This is a genomic window from Marinomonas lutimaris, assembly GCF_019426345.1.
GTDB lineage: Bacteria > Pseudomonadota > Gammaproteobacteria > Pseudomonadales > Marinomonadaceae > Marinomonas > Marinomonas lutimaris.
The window spans coordinates 258708-272182 of record NZ_JAHLLW010000003.1; the positions used below are offsets into that span (position 1 = coordinate 258708).

A 13475-nucleotide genomic window follows, 5' to 3' on the forward strand; every position below is an offset into this window, starting at 1 on the left:
TTGATTTTGTTATTTTTTAACATCCGAATGCCCAAGATCTCTCTCAGGGTCGATCACATCTCTCATTCGCTGTTTTAGTACTTTTGCCTCAGGAAATCCGTCTTCTTTTTTCCGGCACCAAATTTCCTGACCGTTCACTCTCACCTTAAAAATCCCACCCTGAGTTGGTATCAAGGTGACACTTTTTATATCATCATCAAATGTCGTTAACAGCTCTTGAGACAACCAAGCCGCACGCAACATCCAGCGACATAAGGTACAATATTCAATTTCTACGGCAGCAGTTCGCATTTGCTTTCTCTCCGATAAATTAACAAGACGTCTTGGAACGCCACTACACAACTAATACTATTGCCCATACATTCAATAAGGAAGTAGCACTATGCGTAAATCTCTTATCACTAGCTTGGCTCTGCTCGCTCTTTGTTCACAAGTCAACGCAACAGAAGTCGATATTTTAACCAACCAAGGCACGATCCGCGTCGACCTAAATGATGACGCCGCGCCAAAATCTGTTGCCAACTTTCTACGTTATGCCGACGAAGGTTTCTATAACGGCACTATTTTTCACCGGGTCATTCGCGGCTTTATGGTACAAGGTGGTGGTTTTACTAAAGATCTAGAACGTAAGACAACACATCAAGCGGTTGCCTACGAGGGCAATAATGGATTAGCCAATAATCGTGGCACACTAGCAATGGCACGGACTCAAGATCCAAACAGCGCAACATCACAATTCTTTATTAACCAAGTTGATAATACATTTTTGAACGATGGTGTCCGTGGAGTTGCTGGTTATACCGTATTTGGCAAGGTTATTTCAGGTATGAACATAGTTGACGCTATTTCTGCTGTACCAACGTCAACGGTTGGTCCTTACCAAAACGTCCCAACCGAACCCGTTATAATCGAGAGCATCACGCGTGTTAACTAGTTATCAATTAGAATCTCCTACGCTAAGTTGGGGTGAGGATGGCGCTCCTCACTCCAACCTGTTTGACGATGTCTATTTTGACAAAGAGTCAGGGCTGGAAGAAACACGTCACGTTTTTTTAAAAAACAACCAGCTAAGCGAACGCTGGGGATCGTTACAAAAAAATGCCTTCGTGATTGCCGAAACCGGCTTTGGTACGGGATTAAATTTTTTATGCGCTTGGCAGGCCTTTTTAAACGAAGCCACCAGCGATAAACAATTGCACTTCATCTCGGTCGAAAAATACCCTATGACCAAGAGCATGTTGACCGATGCCTTAAAAATGTGGCCTTCTATAAGCCATTTCAGTCAGCAACTAATCGACGCTTACCCAGAAGTTTGCCATGGCTTCCACCGTGTTGAGCTAGAACAAGGTCGAATCCAGTTAACACTTTGGTTTGGTGAAGCAGAAGACGGCTTCGCTGCGTTAGACGCCGACGTAGATGCTTGGTTTTTAGATGGTTTTGCTCCCAGCAAAAACCCAGAAATGTGGTCAGATAATCTTTTTAAACATATTCATCGCCTTAGCCATCAAGGTACGACCTTTTCTACCTTCACCGCTGCTGGCATTGTGCGCAGAGGCTTAAAAAACGTTGGTTTTGATGTTCGTAAAGTAAAAGGTTTTGGTCAAAAAAGAGAAATGACGGTTGGCGAACTGAATAGCCCCACAGCGTCACTGCCTGAGCGCATGTCCCAAGGTCAATCGTGGTTCAATCTTCGTCAAGATAAAACACAAGAAGTCACTAAGGTTTTGGTCGTCGGTGCAGGATTAGCAGGCGCTAATACCGCTTATGCCCTAGCTAAACAAGGCATAAATGTAGAAGTATGGGAACAAGGTAATTGCATTGCTGGCGGTGCGTCAGGCAATCCGCAAGGCATGCTTTACCCTAAGCTAGCCTCGCAAGATACACCAGTGAATCGTTTTTATTTATCTGCTTATTTACACGCAACTCGCTTATATTCCAGCCTAGATAAACACAAACGATTCTGGGATGCCTGTGGATTAATACAAATCCCGAAACACGATAAAGAAGCTGGACGCTTTCAAAAGCTGCTCAATGAAAAGCTCTATCCAGAAGCTGTTCTGCAAGCATCTAAAGACAGAGAAGGAAGTTTGCTCTTGCCGCTTTCTGGATGGGTTGTATTGACACAACTTTGCGAGACACTTTTATCTCACGAAAACATTCATGTTTGTTTAAACACCAAGCTTGAGAGCCTCTCAGCTGTTGAAGTAGATGGCCAAACCGTCGGCTGGCAAGCATGCTCCAATCGTCAATATGCACTATTAAACGATCAACAAACACACTTTTCGCATGTTGTGTTATGCACGGCAAATGATACAAAAGCTTTAGGAGTAACACCTAATACACCAGACTACCCGATTCGTGGGCAAGTCTCGTTCATTGATATTGAAAAAGCCAAAGCTGCTTGCCAAGCCATCGGTGAGTCTGCCGATAAAATAGACTTCGATAAGGTTCTCTGTGAGTTTGGCTATGTTTCTCCTTCAATAAACGGCTTACTGCACTTTGGCTCGACATACGATCTAAAAGACCAAGATGATCAAGTAAGAGAAGAAGGGCATAAACGCAATTTAGCCATTTTAGAAAGCCTGCTTTTATTGCCAAAAGAAACATTTAATAGTGAAGACTGTGGTGGACGAGTGTCGTTTAGGTGCGCTGTTCCAGATTACACACCGATTGTTGGACCGATTCAATCCGAGGATATTTATCAACAAGCCTACTCAACTCTTACTAAGAACGCCAAGTGGCAAAGTAATGAGATTGCAGAGCCCATAAAACAGCTCTACATTAATATAGGACACGGTTCGAGAGGATTAATATCAACACCATTAAGCGGGAGCTATATTGCCAGCTTAATCACTGGAACGCCTTCGCCTTTGGAACAACAAGTAAGCCATAAACTACACCCAAGCCGCTTTATCATTCGCGACCTAAAGCGTAGCCAAAACGTTTAAGGCGACACAAGAACGTAAACCTATTGCTCTTAAACTCACTGCATTGAGTCACTTATGAAAAGCTCAATGCAGTGATACTTTCGCCATTATTCCCTTATGACTCAAACAGCTCACAAGCACTCGGAATAAGTTCGACAAATCGATTTGAGGTTTGAGGACGGAACACATAGCGATTAAGTTCTGGCAACAAAGCGCGTAGCTTATCGCTTAGTTGCAATAGACTTGGATTAATAGGCTCATAAGGATAGACGTGATCCTGTAGGCTAAGCTTATGCAATTCGTCGAGTTCATCTTGCAATATGCCTTTCATCGCAAAAAAGCGATCTTTCTGATTAATATCATTAGTTTCCCAATAAGCATCGGAAAATGCGGAATTTAATTCATAAAAGATATGCAATGCATCAGCAACATTTTTTTTAGACATGTTATCTCCATCTTTATTGAGCAATCTTCACATTGCCCCTTGTATTGTTTAACCCTAACCTTATAACCTACATTCTAAACGTGAATCGATATAGGTGAATACCCCTTGAGTATAACAATGCATCATGCCGTGACTTCTGACAATCTATGGCCATCTTTACAAGCGGAAGCAAAAAAGCTTGCACAAGACGAACCTATTTTAGCCAGTTATTTCAACACCACTATTTTACGTCATGAATCATTGTGTTCTGCTTTAAGCTTTTTACTTGCCAGCAAGCTAGACAGCATATCAATTCCCGCTATGGTATTACGAGAAGTATTCGAAGAAGCCATGGCAGATACTCACTCTGGCATTGTCAGATGCATCGAGCAAGATATTTTAGCGATAAAAGAAAGGGATGCCGCTTGCGATACATTTACTACACCACTATTGTTTTTTAAAGGCTTCCACGCATTACAAACGTATCGTGTGGCAAATTGGCTTTGGAAAAACAACCGTAAGAGTTTAGCTTTGTATCTGCAAGGACAAATGTCGATGGTCTTTAGCGTCGACATCCATCCAGCAGCGACAATAGGCTGTGGCGTCATGCTAGACCACGCCACAGGGCTTGTGGTTGGTGAAACTTGTGTTATTGAGGACAACGTCTCTATTTTACAATCGGTCACTCTAGGTGGCACAGGTAAAGAGCACGGAGATCGTCACCCTAAAATACGTTCCGGTGTATTGATTGGCGCTGGTGCCAAGATCCTTGGCAACATTGAGATCGGCGAAGGCGCAAAAATTGGTGCGGGTAGCGTGGTTCTAGAACCTGTTGAACACCACACAACCGTTGCAGGTGTTCCAGCCAAAATCGTCGGGCGCAATACGGGCGAAGAACCATCCCGAGTGATGGATCACAATATTAACCATTGTGTTCGAGATTGCGTGGAATAACGAAAACAAATTACGATCTCAAATTCAAATGAGGTCGTAATTACTTAAGTCACCTTTCGGAATCATTTTGATGGTTTCGCTTTCTGTATCAAATAACAGCACAGCTTCCCCATTTCGCAACGATCTTAGCGCCTGCTCGCGCTTTTGCACTGCCGACAAATCATAGTCACCATAATCCGTGCCATCACGAGACACAATATCATCCAAAATGGTTTCTAGCGTATCTGGTGCTAATGAATCATAAGGTATTAAAGTATCCAATTAAATCGCTCCATGTTGATTAAGCAAAGCAATCACGCCAGCTTCATCAATAACTGGCACATTAAGAGACTGCGCTTTGGTGAGTTTCGAACCGGCTTTTTCACCAGCAACTAAGCAATCTGTTTTCGCTGAGATTGAACCACTCACCTTAGCACCTAATGCTTGTAGCTTGTCTTTTACTTGGTCGCGACTAAATTGGCTTAATGAACCAGTTACCACATAGGTTTTACCCGATAGAGGTAATTCATCAGTAGAAACTTGCTGCTTTTTCTCCCAAACAACCCCAGCGGCCAGCAAACCTTTAATGGTTTCTCGATTTAATTCCTGATCAAAAAACAAACGCACGTGTTGAGCTACAATGGGGCCGACATCTTCCACTTCTAGCAAGGCTTCTTGATTCGCCGCCATTAAATCATCCAGCTCTGTAAAATAACTGGTTAAAGCACGGGCTGTGGCTTCACCCACTTCACGAATACCCAATGAATAGATAAAGCGGTTAAATTGCGTATTCTTTGCCGTCTCGATTGAAGCAAGAAGCTTCTCAACTGACTTTTGCCCCATGCGCTCCATAGACAATAAGGTGTCTTTTTTCTCGCTCAAGGTAAAAATATCAACAGGGGTTTTCACCAACTCTTGATCGACCAATTGCTCAATCAATTTGTCACCGAGACCGTCAATGTCCATGGCTTTGCGCGAAACAAAATGCTTTAGGGATTCTTTTAGCTGCGCACCGCAAACCAAACCGCCAGTACAGCGAATCACGGCTTCACCCTCGACTTGTTCCAAGTCTGAGCCACAAACAGGACAAGCTTGTGGAAAAATAACCTCTGTCGCATCATTAGGACGCTTATCAAGAACAACTTGAACAACTTTAGGGATCACATCAAAGTGTCACTTTATGTCACCTTTCATTTTACATAAATATTTGAATTTTTTAAGTTATTTTTAATTTTTAACCTACAATTTACTTATTGAAAGTTTCAAAAAGGTAACTAAATTGTCTACTAATCGTAAACTTGAGCAACTATCAGATCATCTGTCACATGAATCATTCAGAATTATAGAGGAATATGCTGATAGCTTAAATCTAGTAAACAAGCGTGAAGTCATAAATCTACTAGATTCATACATTGAAGCTCTCAGCGAGCATATAAGAAAAAATGACAGTTCAGGACTTATGAGAGATTTCAAACATATTCGAACTCACCTTTGCCAGAATTTCGTAAGATTAACGGCCTTAAAAAAATTAAACCTTCTCTATAACGTAACCAAAGTACTAATAGAAAAAGGCGCCATTGCTAGCATATACCCTCTCCCTGATAAGCCCAATACAACTTCGACATATGAAACGTATAAGAATCAGGTATTACCAATCGAATTCTTAAGTAAGGTTAAAAAAAAGACACTTAGTTCTGATGAAATTTTCTACGATACGCTATCAAGAACTTGCTCAACAGAGATAGCACAAAGACTAAAAGAGCATGTATATCAATTCAAATATGTAAAACTACATAGAAGCCCCCTAAATATTTTTTTAAATTTTATTTCAGCTGAGCATCCTAGATGGTATGAAAATCCAATAGTAATAGAAGAATCATTACGCAAGTTCCGAAATAACCTTCTGAAAAATCTCTCTAGACAGACTGCTTATGGACAATTCCAGCACGTAAAAAACTCTATCATTGTCTTACGTGACCATGACCTTATACCAAAAGAAACAGACCTTCCTGACAACCTAAGAAGATGTACAAAAACAGAGAAAGTAAGATTAGACAATCCAATCTTATGTGCAACTAATATTTATGATGAACGAGAGAAAGAGTTATTCAAGAACTCAACTTATTTCATAAAGGATTTATCAGCTGAAATTGAATACAACTTAAAATTATTACTCAAAGAAGCAAGGAAAATAGTCTTTGAAGGGTATCGTAATTATAAAGATCAAAAACGCTTAATATCAATTAGTGAAAAAAAAGAATTTCTTAAGCACCCTGAGCTTAAAGTCTTGAAAACTAGAAATCATATAGGAAAAAGACAAATAAAATTTGAGACCAATCCTTTCCAAAGAAATAGAGACCCAAAATCAAAAGAAACAAGAATAAGTAATCTTGTTGCTTACTTCGATCATTTTTATGAATGCTTCATAAATGGTACAGTAAACCATAATATAAATGATCTTGCGTGCGCTAATGAAGTTAAACAATCTCTTGGCTTAACAAGTAGGTTAGCATCTGCTATGCAAATCATTATTGTTGAAGAACTAGGAATAAATCCATATTCGCTCTACAAGGTGAAAGTAAATACGGATGTTAGTGGGAACGAGCTAGTACAAGTAACGGATGAAGGCTCTGTAAGACTAAGGGCTTTAAAACCTAGAGCTAGACAGTCCAAAATAAGAAGTGCCCATGGCTCTTTGATAGATCCAATAGATATTTTAGAAGACGATATAGATGCTGCAACTTGCCTAAAAATGGCTCTTGAAATGACTGATCGAGCAAGAAAGTTTACTTCAAAACAAGAACTTTGGTTATGCTCATTAAAGGAAGGAGTTGAACATCCATTACCTGAAACTTTTCAGAATGAATTTAATAAAATAAGAGCAAAGGTAGCACTAAAATGTGAACTATTGAATTCAGCTACACTAAAAAAAATTCGCTTTTCTAAAGGGGTTCTCATCTATTTAAACTCCAATGGAGACTCTCTAAAGACCGCTCAGTACTTTGGAAACACCGTCAAAACAACTCTCGCAAGGTATGTCCCAGACTACATCACCGAACTAGTCTATAGAGTAAAAATCAGATCTTTCCAACATATCCTCTTGTTCATGGCTGTAGCTCATGATGAATCACCATCAGATTCACTTAGTCTAACTATCAAGAATTTTTCAAACCATGTAAAAAAAGCTTTTGAAACACCCAGTATGGGAGGAGTTCTGTATAACAGCCTAAGAACACAAAAGTCTGATTGTGAAACCATTGAGCTTAAATATTTTTGTGTATCCCTTAAAAATATAATGCTGGCATTGAAGTATGCAAAAGAAGGTGATGACCAAAACCTTAAAGATGATTGTCTAGCTGCAATATCTAAAATCTCAGAAGGACCAATCATTATGAAACAACTCCTTAGGCAAGCACAGAAAAACCTTAATATTAAAGAGGGCAAGTAAGATGGAGAATACAGGGCTAAACCCATATAAAGAGCTATATGATCCAGATGATTCCGGAAATATAGATGAAGTAGATTGCTATCCAAAGCCTACTTGGATGATTAATGAAAGTGTATTCGACACTACTTGGGAGCTTTCAAAAACTGGTTATGACATTGAAAATTTTAAAAAAAACAACTCTAGAAAACTATCATTTTCTAAAGAAACCTCTTCAAATGAGTTATTAACAGACAAAATAAATCGACCTTTACTTGATGATTTAAGAAACAGCCTACTTTACTTAAATACTAAAGGAAAAATATCAAGGCCAGAAAGGGCCGCAGATATACTATCAACTGCATGCCACCTAATAAAACATGCAAATGAATTACAAGAATTAAATAAAAATAAACCTATAAGAAGTTTAGCTGAAATTAGCTTCAACCACCTTAAAAGCTACTTACAAGCTTTTAAGGTAGAACGAAAAGTTTTTGAAAGCTCCTTAGATTTTATACTAAAAAACTATGATTATAAAAATAAAATAGACTGGAACTCATTGAAACAATTACAAAAACTAACAACCAGACAGCTATATAGTTTGAAAGATAAGTTAACAAAACACTTAGATTTAGAAAAAAGAGACTTAAAATTAGAAAATCGTTATATAAAGCTATACCCAAATGCTTGCTCAATAGAATTCGACATAGATCAAGATTTAGAACCAAAAGCCAAAACCGTTTCTAACGAAATATCTAAACTTCATATGCTATTCGTCGCGCGCCCTAGCCAAAAATATAAATTCAGGCATGCATCTCAGAATCTTTTTTCAAGCGGAAATAACCTCTTCGAAGAAATGGTTGAATCGAATAAGACAGCCCTAATTCCGGTTAATATAGCACTACATTCAATATCATCAGCACTTCACTTTGCTCGCTCTTATGGGCCAGCGCTTAGGGAATACATATCCGCATTGAGTGAAACTGAAAATGAATTAATCAATTCTCATTGTGTAAAAAAACACTATAATTATTTAAATAAATATCAAAGTATAGCTTATAAAAAAACCCCCATTCCAAAATCACTTAAGAATCTAAAAATTCGTGCTTGGCGTGATGGAATTAACATTAATATAAACAATCTTAATAATGGGATAAGTATACAACTAGCAGTGAAGCTATATATCGCTTCTATTTGGATACTTATTGCCAGTGTATCTTCAGCCAGATCAAAATCACTTCTTACACTTAAGCGTGACTGTTTCAAACAATCACCAATCGATGGGCTATTTGATCTAGTTTTAAGGATACCTAAAACCTCAGAAAGATGGGAACTTGAAGACGTAAATAGACCAATACCAGACATAATATACGATTACGGGTTAGAATTTGCTGCATTTGTTTGTGAAATTGAAAATAGGCGAAATTTTGTTAATGATGATGGGGATGCATTTCTCTTTAGTCGTATTCTCAATACACGCTCAATATCAGCTTTTACCTATAACCAGGACGTAAGCCATCTCAATTGGTCATTAAGTGATGATTTCGTGAATATTTGTTTAGATATTTTTCTTGATTGGATTGAATCTCCATTGATTAATGGTAAAAGATGGTATGTCAGAACACATCAATTCAGAAGATTCTTTGCTGTTTTATATTTCAATTTTACAGATGGAGAAGGGCTTGATGAACTGTCATGGTTTATGGGGCATGCTAACTTAGATCAGACATTCCACTATGCTGAAGTAGCACCAACAGATGAATGGATTGAGGAAGCAGAGATTACTATTGCTAAAATTGGAGCTTCACTAAATAAGGAAATAAATGCTGATGATGATATTAAAGAAATAATTTATGAAGCTAGAAAAACCTCAAAAATATCAATTATCATAGAACCTCTTGTCAAAAAATTAATTTCTGAGCACAAAGAAAAATATCAGAAAGAAGTTAGATTCTTAAGAATTGATGGCGAGGGGATTTTCTTCTACTTCACTAAAAAATAGGAATTAAAAAATGACAAAATACATGATTGGTGAAACATCATTAGCGGTTAAAAATAAAAAAATATCTATTTCGACTTCAATGACAAAAAAAAGTGAACTTTTAGATTCAATTAATTCACATACAGATATTTTTAAAACACTAGATATGAAGGGGGACTTAATATCCGAATCATCTGTGCACAAATGGAATGACAATGATCTAGGGATTATTTCGTATTCATGGAATACTGCACATGCTGAACACAACAAAAAACAGCTTGTCTTACTTTTAAACTCGATTAAAAAAACAAACAACAGGCTTTCTAATGATAAAAATAATAGCAAAAAAACATTAACAAATAGATCGACTGATACAATCACAAAAAAACTCAGACAAGAAAACGAAGAGCTAAAAAAAGCACTTGCAGAAGTATATCGTGCTTACATGCATCTAGTCGAAAACTACAGTGAGGACCAAATAATAGATGATGCGATTAGAAAATTGATCTTAGATCAAGTTAAAATACTTGGACAACAACGTATTTGGGAAGTTATATAATGTCGATTGTCGTTATAGCTGATCAGCCAAACCTAGGGGTTATCTTAACTAGTAGCAGAATGGCTGAAAAATCGAAATGTAAGCTTCCTATGATAATTTCTAACGGTGGAAAGTTTGATTGGAATGCAAATTCATTTCTCACTGATATTGGAGGTGGTGCAAGTTTATATAACATCAAACCCCTTGCAGGTACGGTCGTTAAAAAAGCATATAATTTAAATTTATTTTGTTCTTTTCTAGAGCATATAAACACTAGTATTTATGATGTAAACGATACTACTTTATACGAATATGTTGATCATCTAAAAGGAAGGGGAATATTTGACGATACGATAATAAAGCACACTAGGTTAGCTCTTGAGTACATAGTCTATTTATCTAATATAAAACCAGAAGCAATGCTAGCCTCATATGGGAAATTAAACACAGGAAAATATCAAGTACACTATCAGAGAAAAAGAGTAAAAAAAGGCAATATTGTAATCCCATACCTTACACATCACTGCCTTGAAGGCTTAATTCATATTAGTACTGATGGAGACTTCATTCGCGACTATGAGGTAGAGATGTGGCTTGATGCAATTAATTGCACCTCTTTCCACCCTGAAGTCAATGAATTCCTTATAAGTAGGTGGCAAGCTATCACTACCTTGCTTGATATAACAGGCTCTAGAATCACCGAAGTGCATCAAATTACGAGATCCATGATCAAGCTCGCAGCATCAAGCCTACTTAGCAGCAATAAACAACCTATCATTAGAAATATACCTATTGTGAAAGGTAGATACAAAGGCAAAAAGCGTGAGGTGCAAACAACGAATGAAGACATCCAAATTATTCTTTGGCACATTGAAATGATAGAAAGTATGTTTCCTGATATTAGCCACGATGCTATATTTATTGACTCAAGAAATGGCCAGCCACTCAAGGCAACGTACTTAAAAAATTATGCCAAAAAAGTTATTAATGGAAGCAAATACTGCGACGATCTCAGACATGTTTCTAACCATTCCTTCCGACACAGATTCATTACTCTCAATATAGCAAAATCAATCAAGAAGCTATCTGAATCTGGTAGTTTTCATAATATATTAACTGTTGCTGCAAACGCATGTCGAAAAATTACTATGCATGCATCCAATGATACTTTATCAAGATACATCCACCTCGCCAATGAGGTTAATAACTCTAGCTCAAAACAAAGCATTAAAGAAAACCAAGTTTCATTTCATATAAAAGTTAGAATAAAAAATATGATTAAGATTGCTAACTCCTTAAAATCTAAGGAAATTGATAAAAATGAGGCACTAGATTTACTACTAAAATCTTTATCTGAACTATCTACACTTAACCCCAAAATTAATTAGTTTGAGCCTTGATACAAGTGATTATAAAGCATTAATGATAGTAAAATATTTTTGATAATTTTATATATGAAATTAAAATCAGAGCCTAAAAAATACTAATCACGTCTGAGTTCGTTACAAGCAAAAAAATCCAACTTGTAATTATTTGCAGTTTATCTGATCGCTACACAGCTGATTTAAACAACAACCCCGTGGNACATACAGCTCACGCAGATGAGCTGTTTCTCAATGTGGATCACGAACTCGCTGAAGCCCTAATAGATCAACTCAATGAGTTAGAGCTACCTTTTTTTGTTCGATCTCATAAAATCTCACAGGAAGCGAACGGAAAGTGGAATCAACCGTTCCAGGCAAAAGCGGACCCTGACTTTATGACAGACCGGAAAAATATCATTGAAGATACTGGGCGATTTGATACAGATTAATAGAGCTTTTATCCAGTTATCGTCTAAGAACTAAAGGTCAACCCCGCTTGAATCTATCCTAGCAACCACAGGGAAATGAAATGTCAATGACAAACGAAATAACACAAATGGCCAAAGCGATAGTAACCCAGTTGCCTATTCTGAATGGCATATCGAGCACTGGTGAGCACCAAAAAGCCCTTATACTTTTAGAAGACTTGTTAGAGGACTATGACGAAAACCTGATAATTATTGAAGCCTTAAGCAATGTCATTGCACGGTATGAGGATAAGGCAGTAGAGTTTGATGATTTCAATAAACGACAGACAGCTATCAATCTAACTACGGCAACACTAACAGTCTTAATGGATCAGGGCCTAAACAATACAAATCAGGTCTGAGTTCGTTACAAGCAAAAAAATCCAACGTGTAATTATATGCAATCTATCTGATCGCTACACAGCTGATTTAAACAACAACCCCGTGGCTAATCTGCCCTAAAAGATCTCTTACTCTATTTATTCCTTCTTTAGTAGCCATAATCGACTCTGGTGGCTTACCACCTAACGCTAGTGCAGGTGCTTTAATCCATGATTTCCATTTGTCTTCGTCACCAAACAGCTCNAATCGACTCTGGTGACTTACCACCTAATGCCAGTGCAGGTGTTTTAATCCATGATTTCCATTTGTCTTCGTCACCAAACAGCTCTAGACCCAGTTGATGAACCCTTTCATTCAGCGCTCTCATTTCAGATGCTTCAACTGCTTCTAAAATAGCGGCATAGGTGTCAGCGGGAACATAGTAAAATACGGGATTACCGTCCTTCATTACAGCAACGGGGCTCCCTTTTGATTCATTCATAACAAGATCGAGACTGCTCTCAATATCATGAATATCGATGCATTTTTCGGCATAATTTTTTCGTTTCGTGCTCATATCTCTTCCCTAACATGACTGATAAGTACAATGATGATTAACTGTCTAGGAAACTGGGTCCATACCAGCNCTCAATATCATGAATATCGATGCATTTTTCGGCATAATTTTTTCGTTTAGTGCTCATATCTCTTCCCTAACATGACTGATAAGTACAATGATGATTAACTGTCTAGGAAACTGGGTCCATACCAGCTATCAGGACAAATGAACCTATAGTCCATCACTTATCTGCCGCATATGGTCATTCACAGAGCTTTCACAATAACGTCCAGCCTCAATATCAGTCCGAGCTTCTAGTAAGGCAATCTCAAGCTCATACTCTCTGAACTTAGAGTATTTATGCAAATCCATCACGACATATGTATTTCTACCTCGGACAGATATAATAACTTCTTCATCTTCTAACAAACCGGCCTCAATTGAAGACACACCCTTGGTTTTTAAATCATTAGCAGTAACAACACTCATAAGCTCACCTCTTTTTTTCTTATAATAGTACTATTAAAAGTACGGTCT

The 13475-nt window shown here is 37.8% G+C and carries 16 protein-coding genes; 9 read left to right on the forward strand and 7 right to left on the reverse strand.

What is annotated here, in order from left to right; translation table 11 throughout:
- Positions 1 to 9 precede the first annotated feature (9 nt).
- Positions 10 to 291 carry an Rdx family protein gene (locus KPL72_RS06260; protein ID WP_219702206.1) on the reverse strand — a complete coding sequence of 94 codons (282 nt, stop codon included), beginning with the start codon at positions 289 to 291 and terminating at the stop codon, positions 10 to 12.
- Between the two features lie 91 nt (positions 292 to 382).
- Here KPL72_RS06260 and KPL72_RS06265 point away from each other — a divergent pair, with 91 nt between their 5' ends.
- Complete coding sequence (locus KPL72_RS06265; RefSeq protein ID WP_219702207.1) at positions 383 to 934, forward strand: peptidylprolyl isomerase; 552 nt, start codon at positions 383 to 385, stop codon at positions 932 to 934.
- Positions 924 to 2948 (forward strand): bifunctional tRNA (5-methylaminomethyl-2-thiouridine)(34)-methyltransferase MnmC2/FAD-dependent 5-carboxymethylaminomethyl-2-thiouridine(34) oxidoreductase MnmC1, encoded by a 2025-nt coding sequence (mnmC, locus tag KPL72_RS06270; RefSeq protein WP_219702208.1) that lies wholly within the window; start codon positions 924 to 926, stop codon positions 2946 to 2948. Before KPL72_RS06265 ends, mnmC begins: the two co-directional genes overlap by 11 nt.
- Positions 2949 to 3042: 94 nt before the next feature.
- On the opposite strand, the gene KPL72_RS06275 is transcribed toward mnmC, so the two are convergent.
- Entirely contained in the window at positions 3043 to 3372 is a 330-nt protein-coding gene (locus tag KPL72_RS06275) for a hypothetical protein (RefSeq protein WP_212916131.1), read from the reverse strand.
- A gap of 117 nt (positions 3373 to 3489) precedes the next feature.
- On the opposite strand from KPL72_RS06275, the gene cysE reads away from it, so the two are divergent.
- A complete protein-coding gene (cysE, locus tag KPL72_RS06280) occupies positions 3490 to 4305 on the forward strand; it encodes a serine O-acetyltransferase (protein ID WP_212918923.1) in 816 nt (271 codons plus the stop codon).
- A gap of 24 nt (positions 4306 to 4329) precedes the next feature.
- Here cysE and KPL72_RS06285 read toward each other — a convergent pair whose 3' ends face one another.
- A complete protein-coding gene (locus tag KPL72_RS06285; RefSeq protein ID WP_212916132.1) occupies positions 4330 to 4566 on the reverse strand; it encodes a YheU family protein in 237 nt (78 codons plus the stop codon).
- Positions 4567 to 5448: a helix-hairpin-helix domain-containing protein gene (locus tag KPL72_RS06290; protein WP_346729494.1), complete on the reverse strand. Its 882-nt coding sequence runs from the start codon at positions 5446 to 5448 to the stop codon at positions 4567 to 4569.
- Positions 5449 to 5563: 115 nt separating this feature from the next.
- On the opposite strand from KPL72_RS06290, the gene KPL72_RS06295 reads away from it, so the two are divergent.
- The 6 genes from KPL72_RS06295 to KPL72_RS06320 all read left to right on the forward strand — a co-directional run bounded on the left by KPL72_RS06295 (position 5564) and on the right by KPL72_RS06320 (position 12420).
- The gene (locus KPL72_RS06295) at positions 5564 to 7732 is read left to right on the forward strand and encodes a hypothetical protein (RefSeq protein WP_219702209.1); all 2169 of its coding nucleotides are present in this window, start codon (positions 5564 to 5566) and stop codon (positions 7730 to 7732) included.
- Position 7733: 1 nt separating this feature from the next.
- Positions 7734 to 9710 carry a site-specific integrase gene (locus KPL72_RS06300; RefSeq protein WP_219702210.1) on the forward strand — a complete coding sequence of 659 codons (1977 nt, stop codon included), beginning with the start codon at positions 7734 to 7736 and terminating at the stop codon, positions 9708 to 9710.
- A gap of 10 nt (positions 9711 to 9720) precedes the next feature.
- Positions 9721 to 10248, forward strand: a complete 528-nt coding sequence (locus tag KPL72_RS06305; protein ID WP_219702211.1) for a hypothetical protein — start codon at positions 9721 to 9723, stop codon at positions 10246 to 10248.
- On the forward strand, positions 10248 to 11615 hold the full coding sequence (locus KPL72_RS06310) for a site-specific integrase (protein WP_219702212.1): 1368 nt from the start codon (positions 10248 to 10250) through the stop codon (positions 11613 to 11615). The genes KPL72_RS06305 and KPL72_RS06310 overlap by 1 nt, the downstream gene beginning before the upstream one ends.
- Before the next feature lie 230 nt (positions 11616 to 11845).
- The gene (locus tag KPL72_RS06315; protein WP_219702213.1) at positions 11846 to 12040 is read left to right on the forward strand and encodes a hypothetical protein; all 195 of its coding nucleotides are present in this window, start codon (positions 11846 to 11848) and stop codon (positions 12038 to 12040) included.
- An 80-nt stretch (positions 12041 to 12120) separates the two neighbouring features.
- On the forward strand, positions 12121 to 12420 hold the full coding sequence (locus KPL72_RS06320; protein WP_219702214.1) for a hypothetical protein: 300 nt from the start codon (positions 12121 to 12123) through the stop codon (positions 12418 to 12420).
- A 67-nt stretch (positions 12421 to 12487) separates the two neighbouring features.
- Here KPL72_RS06320 and KPL72_RS21480 read toward each other — a convergent pair whose 3' ends face one another.
- From KPL72_RS21480 to KPL72_RS06335, 3 genes are all read right to left on the reverse strand, one after another.
- Positions 12488 to 12559 carry a hypothetical protein gene (locus tag KPL72_RS21480; protein WP_430010738.1) on the reverse strand — a complete coding sequence of 24 codons (72 nt, stop codon included), beginning with the start codon at positions 12557 to 12559 and terminating at the stop codon, positions 12488 to 12490.
- 70 nt (positions 12560 to 12629) lie between these two features.
- A complete protein-coding gene (locus KPL72_RS06330; protein WP_219702216.1) occupies positions 12630 to 12956 on the reverse strand; it encodes an MbcA/ParS/Xre antitoxin family protein in 327 nt (108 codons plus the stop codon).
- Positions 12957 to 13169: 213 nt separating this feature from the next.
- Positions 13170 to 13427, reverse strand: a complete 258-nt coding sequence (locus KPL72_RS06335; RefSeq protein WP_219702217.1) for a type II toxin-antitoxin system Phd/YefM family antitoxin — start codon at positions 13425 to 13427, stop codon at positions 13170 to 13172.
- Between the last annotated feature and the right edge of the window lie 48 nt (positions 13428 to 13475).

Coding starts and splice junctions, on each gene's coding strand:
- KPL72_RS06265 (WP_219702207.1), top strand. CDS start 383: ATGCGTAAATCTCTTATCACTAGCTTGGCTCTGCTCGCTCTTTGTTCA.
- KPL72_RS06310 (WP_219702212.1), top strand. CDS start 10,248: ATGTCGATTGTCGTTATAGCTGATCAGCCAAACCTAGGGGTTATCTTA.
- cysE (WP_212918923.1), top strand. CDS start 3,490: ATGCATCATGCCGTGACTTCTGACAATCTATGGCCATCTTTACAAGCG.
- KPL72_RS06335 (WP_219702217.1), bottom strand. CDS start 13,427: ATGAGTGTTGTTACTGCTAATGATTTAAAAACCAAGGGTGTGTCTTCA.
- KPL72_RS06260 (WP_219702206.1), bottom strand. CDS start 291: ATGCGAACTGCTGCCGTAGAAATTGAATATTGTACCTTATGTCGCTGG.
- KPL72_RS06305 (WP_219702211.1), top strand. CDS start 9,721: ATGACAAAATACATGATTGGTGAAACATCATTAGCGGTTAAAAATAAA.
- KPL72_RS06275 (WP_212916131.1), bottom strand. CDS start 3,372: ATGTCTAAAAAAAATGTTGCTGATGCATTGCATATCTTTTATGAATTA.
- KPL72_RS06300 (WP_219702210.1), top strand. CDS start 7,734: ATGGAGAATACAGGGCTAAACCCATATAAAGAGCTATATGATCCAGAT.
- KPL72_RS06320 (WP_219702214.1), top strand. CDS start 12,121: ATGTCAATGACAAACGAAATAACACAAATGGCCAAAGCGATAGTAACC.